Here is a 5,000-nt window from a genome sequence, read left to right as displayed (position 1 = left end):
TGCACCTAACGGTAAATGGTTCTACTTTAATAAAGACACCTACCAGATGGTAACAGGTAAACTAACCGATGATCATAAAGACTACTGGTTAGATGAAAACGCAGGACTTTTGTATGACTCTTGGATATATACCGATGACGGTTCGTGGTTATTTGCCGATAAAAACGCATATCTTGTAAAAGGTTGGTATCATACATCATCTACCAAGTTATTTTATTTTGACCCCGAAACGCATAAAGCCTTATTTGGTCATATTACTGTTAACGGTGAACATTTTTATGTTGACAAAAATCAAGGTCTTGATCTTGACTTATCGGATACACCTTCTGCTGAAACGCTTAAACGATGGCTTTTGAAAACCGCCGCAGGCGAAATTGGTTATGAAGCACTTAAAGATCCAGAAGCAGGTAGTAAGTACGGACGTTGGATGGCAGAGAAAACCGATACCCCATGGCTTCGTGGCCCGTCAACACGTGTATGGTGGTGCGCTATTTTTGTTTCTTGGTGTTTTGATCAGGCTCGTATAGATTGGGACGTATTGCCAAGCTACAATTGCGACCAAATTTATGACCGAGCCCGCAACGACAATAAATCAATTATTCTTTCGGATGTTCATGATTGTCAACCTGGCGATATTGTTTTGTATAACTTCTCAGGTGGTACAAGCTGCCAGCATATAGGCATTATCGAGAGCAACAATGGATCTACTATTACTACTATTGAAGGTAATACTTCATCGGGTGAAGCAGGATCTCAACACGCGGGTAACGGTGTTTGGCGACGCACTCGTCCTTTTACACACGTTCGTGCAATTATTAGACCGTATCCGTTTGTGTAGACTCATATCCTGCGTTATCAAAGTAACGCATAGATTTACTAATTTATCAGTGTTTATGTGGCAACGATTGCGGTTGCGTGCATACCGTTCTTCTGTGCGTAAATGTAGTACGTGCAAAGTGGACCTATAAGCCGGGTTCTGTCGAGAGTGACTATTTATCTAGAGAATCTGTTACCAGATTCCTCAAGCGCGCTACCCGAATGCAGATCGGGCCGATCTATTACATTCCTATTCGCGTTTGCTCCAAATGGGGCTTGCCAAGCCACGATATTGCTACCGTGCTGGTAGTCTCTTACACTACCGTTTCAGCTTTTCTCTTACATCGGCATGCGATGTGGTGGGAGTCTTCTTTTCTGCGGCGCTATCCGTCGGGTTACCCCGCCTGGTCGTTAACCAGCATTTTGCCCTGTGGAGCCCGGACTTTCCTCATATTGTAGAAAACCTACAATCCGCAGCCACTGAGTCCACTTTGCTCAAAACATTGTAACACTAAATATGAGGATTACCATACATAATGGATTCGTACTTTGAATGGGTTCAAATATGTTGGATTAGATATTGTCATATATGTATAAAATGAGTAAAGTAAGAGGGGAGTTTGTGCATGTACGAACATATAACAAGTATGAGCATCATCTATTAGGTAACTATATAAACAATAGCCGTTAGGAGTGGTTATGAGCATGTCCTCGCAAGATAAAAACGCCATAACTAACAATAAACAAAAAGACTCATCCTCAAAGGATAATACCCAGCTTATTTTTAGAATTAACATGATTGCCTACGTTGTTCTCATGGTTATCTTTTACGGCATTTTTATCGTGTATGCCGTTATTCCGGGCATTTCTGTGTGGCTTGCAAGCTAGATTCGCCATCATTGGCATGCGTTATATGCTTGAGGTTTCCTGCATCCTGCATGACCTGTGTCGCAGCTGTAAGCAATCCAAAGTTATTTAGGTTCGTGAGCCTGCGCATTCAACCGTTAGCGGAACGCTTGCGCTCTTTATTAATTTTTTTCGGAATTTGCACTATGATAGTTACAAGTCGAGTCACTTGGGTACACTCAGGAGAGATTAAGGGTTGAGTGTTCTTTGTAAGTGCATTTCAAATAGAATAGCTCGTAAAATTAGTGCTTGCATAGTAAGTATGTTACCTAAGGTGAGAGGGAAGTATCGTGCTTTGTTGTGCGTGCGAGCGCATTTTTCGACGCTGGCTATTGACTGGATTTACATCTTGAGGGGGAGGATATGTCAAGAAAATTCAAGTCGATGGATGGTAATGAAGCAGCGGCATATGTATCGTATGCATACACAGAAGTTGCAGGTATTTATCCTATTACACCATCAAGCCCTATGGCGGATCATGTGGATATTTGGTCTGCACAAGGCATGAAAAATATTTTCGGTTCACCCGTTAAGGTAATCGAGATGGAGTCAGAGGCAGGCGCTGCAGGTACCATTCATGGTTCGCTGGGAACAGGTTCTCTGTCTACTACCTATACTGCATCTCAGGGTCTGCTGTTAATGATTCCTAACATGTATAAGATAGCGGCAGAACAGCTTCCATGCGTGTTTCATGTTGCAGCACGTACGGTTGCCACGCAAGCATTAAGCATTTTTGGCGATCACTCCGACGTTATGGCGTGCCGTCAGACGGGTTTTGCTATGCTTGCCGAAACAAATCCCCAAGAGGTTATGGATTTATCACCCGTTGCACATATGGCTGCAATTGAGGGTCGTGTTCCATTCATCAATTTCTTTGACGGATTTAGAACATCTCATGAGATTCAAAAAGTATCTATGTGGGATTTTGACCAACTTAAAAGTATGTACGATTTTCGTGCACTTCAGCGTTTTCGTGATCATGCGCTTAATTCTGAGCATCCGCATATGCGCGGTTCTCACCAAAATCCTGATATCTTTTTCCAAAATCGCGAAGCATGTAACAGCGTGTATAACAACCTTCCAAGCATTGTTGAGTCGTGCATGGATCGTATTAACAAAAAGATTGGCACTAACTACGGTCTTTTTAATTACTATGGTGATCCTTGTGCAACGCGTGTCATTGTTTGCATGGGTTCGTTCTGTGATCCTATCGAAGAAGTTATCGATTATCTGCGCGCACAAGGCGAAAAAGTAGGCCTTATTAAGGTACGCCTGTTCCGTCCGTTTGTAGTAGAGCGTTTTGGTGAGGTTTTGCCAAAAACGTGCACGCATATGGCTGTTTTAGACAGAACAAAAGAGCCAGGATCTATTGGCGAGCCTCTTTATCAAGATGTTGTATCGGCTTTGTACGAGCTTGGTCGAAGTGATATTTCGATAATTGGTGGTCGTTATGGCTTGGGCTCAAAAGACACTACTCCCGCTTCGGCATTTGCGGTGTTCAACGAGCTTAAAAAAGATAATCCTCAACGTGAGTTTACTATAGGAATTGTGGATGACCTTACGCACCTCTCGCTTGAAGAGGATCCTGATTGTCCTTCAACTGCTGATCCGTCTACTATTGAATGTAAATTCTGGGGCTTGGGCGGCGATGGTACCGTTGGTGCAAATAAAAACTCTATTAAGATCATTGGTAATCACACCAACAAATATGTTCAGGCGTATTTTCAGTATGATTCCAAAAAAACGGGCGGCGTAACTGTTTCGCACCTGCGTTTTGGTGACGCTCCTATTCGCAGCTCATATTATGTAACTAAGGCAAATTTTGTTGCGTGTCATAACCCTTCTTATATTATTAAGGGCTTTAGAATGGTTCGCGATGTTAAGCCGGGCGGAACATTTTTAGTTAACTGTCAATGGGATTTTGATGAGTTTGATCGTCATCTTAATGCCGAGGCTAAACGCTACATCTATAAGAATAAAATCAAGGTTTACCTTATCAACGCTATCGATTTAGCACGCCAGGTTGGTATGGGCAAACGCACTAATACCGTTTTGCAATCGGCGTTCTTTGCACTTTCGGGCGTTCTGCCGTTTGATGACGCAATAAAGTACATGAAAGACGCAGCTACTAAGTCGTATTCCAAGAAGGGACAGGCAATTGTTGAGGCAAACCATAAAGCTATCGACGCTGGTGCTTCTGCTTTTACGCAAATTGAGATTCCTGAAAGTTGGAAAGACATTCACGATGAAGTACATACGGTAGAGCTTAAGGGTCGCGCCGAGATTGTTAAACAGGTACGCACGTTACTTAATCCTATCAATATGATGGAAGGCGATAAATTACCTGTTTCGGTCTTTAAGGATCACGCTGATGGTCAGTACGAACTAGGTACCGCAGCCTACGAAAAGCGCGGCGTTGCCGTTATGGTTCCACACTGGGACGAAACAAAATGTATTCAGTGTAACAACTGCTCATTTGTATGTCCTCATTCTACCATTCGTCCTATTGCGATGACCGAGGCAGAGGCCGCTGCAGCACCTGCTCAAATGCGTATGATTGACGCAAAAGGCAAGGGTGCCGAAGGCCTTAAGTTTGCGATTGCTGTTTCGCCGCTTGATTGTATGGGTTGCACCAATTGTGTATACGTTTGTCCAAAAGATTGTCTTACGATGGTTCCCACCGAGCAAGAGCTTGATCAGCAAGAAGTTTGGGATTACGCCGTTGACGAGGATAACGTTTCGGAAAAAGAGCAGCTCGAAAACACAACAATTAAAGGCTCGCAATTTAAAAATCCTCACCTTGAATTCTCGGGTGCATGTGCAGGTTGTGCAGAAACAAGTTATGCGCGTTGCGTAACTCAGCTCTTTGGTAACAGAGCATTTATTTCTAATGCAACGGGTTGTTCTTCAATTTGGGGCAATCCATCCACGTGTTCGCCGTTTACGCTTAATAAAAAAGGCCAAGGACCTGCGTGGAATAATTCGCTGTTCGAAGACAATGCCGAGCACGGTTTAGGTATGTTGTTGGGCTACGAAGCGCAACAAGCGCGTTTGGTAGCATCCACCAAGCAACTTATTGCATCTTCTGAAGTTTCCGATGATTTTCGTGCCGCGGCGCAGCTTTGGATAGATTCACACAAACAAGCAGGGGACTCAGAAGTTACTGCAGCTGCTTATATTGCACAGCTTGAAAAACTCAATTCGCCTGAAGCACAAGACATCTTAGCCAATAAAGACTTTATGACCAAGAAATCGTTCTGGATCTTTGGTGGCGATGG

3 protein-coding genes and 1 other RNA gene are annotated in these 5,000 nt (G+C 43.4%); 3 read left to right on the top strand and 1 reads right to left on the bottom strand.

The window, feature by feature from the left end; translation table 11 throughout:
* On the top strand, window positions 1-838 hold an 838-nt coding region (locus AC5GD6_RS05985), incomplete at its 5' end, for a CHAP domain-containing protein (RefSeq protein WP_491846460.1).
* 111 nt (window positions 839-949) lie between these two features.
* Here AC5GD6_RS05985 and rnpB read toward each other — a convergent pair.
* Window positions 950-1,309, bottom strand: an RNA gene (gene rnpB / locus AC5GD6_RS05980) — RNase P RNA component class A.
* A gap of 206 nt (window positions 1,310-1,515) precedes the next feature.
* Here rnpB and AC5GD6_RS05975 point away from each other — a divergent pair.
* Window positions 1,516-1,704: a hypothetical protein gene (locus AC5GD6_RS05975; protein ID WP_048597121.1), complete on the top strand. Its 189-nt coding sequence runs from the start codon at window positions 1,516-1,518 to the stop codon at window positions 1,702-1,704.
* 381 nt (window positions 1,705-2,085) lie between these two features.
* Window positions 2,086-5,000: pyruvate:ferredoxin (flavodoxin) oxidoreductase (gene nifJ, locus AC5GD6_RS05970; RefSeq protein ID WP_491846459.1), on the top strand; the 2,915-nt coding region annotated here is incomplete at its 3' end.

It is taken from the genome of Fannyhessea sp., assembly GCF_986145555.1.
Note: the sequence above shows the minus strand (reverse complement) of the source record. Positions and strands in the feature narration are given on the sequence as shown.

Coding starts and splice junctions, on each gene's coding strand:
- AC5GD6_RS05975 (WP_048597121.1), top strand. CDS start 1,516: ATGAGCATGTCCTCGCAAGATAAAAACGCCATAACTAACAATAAACAA.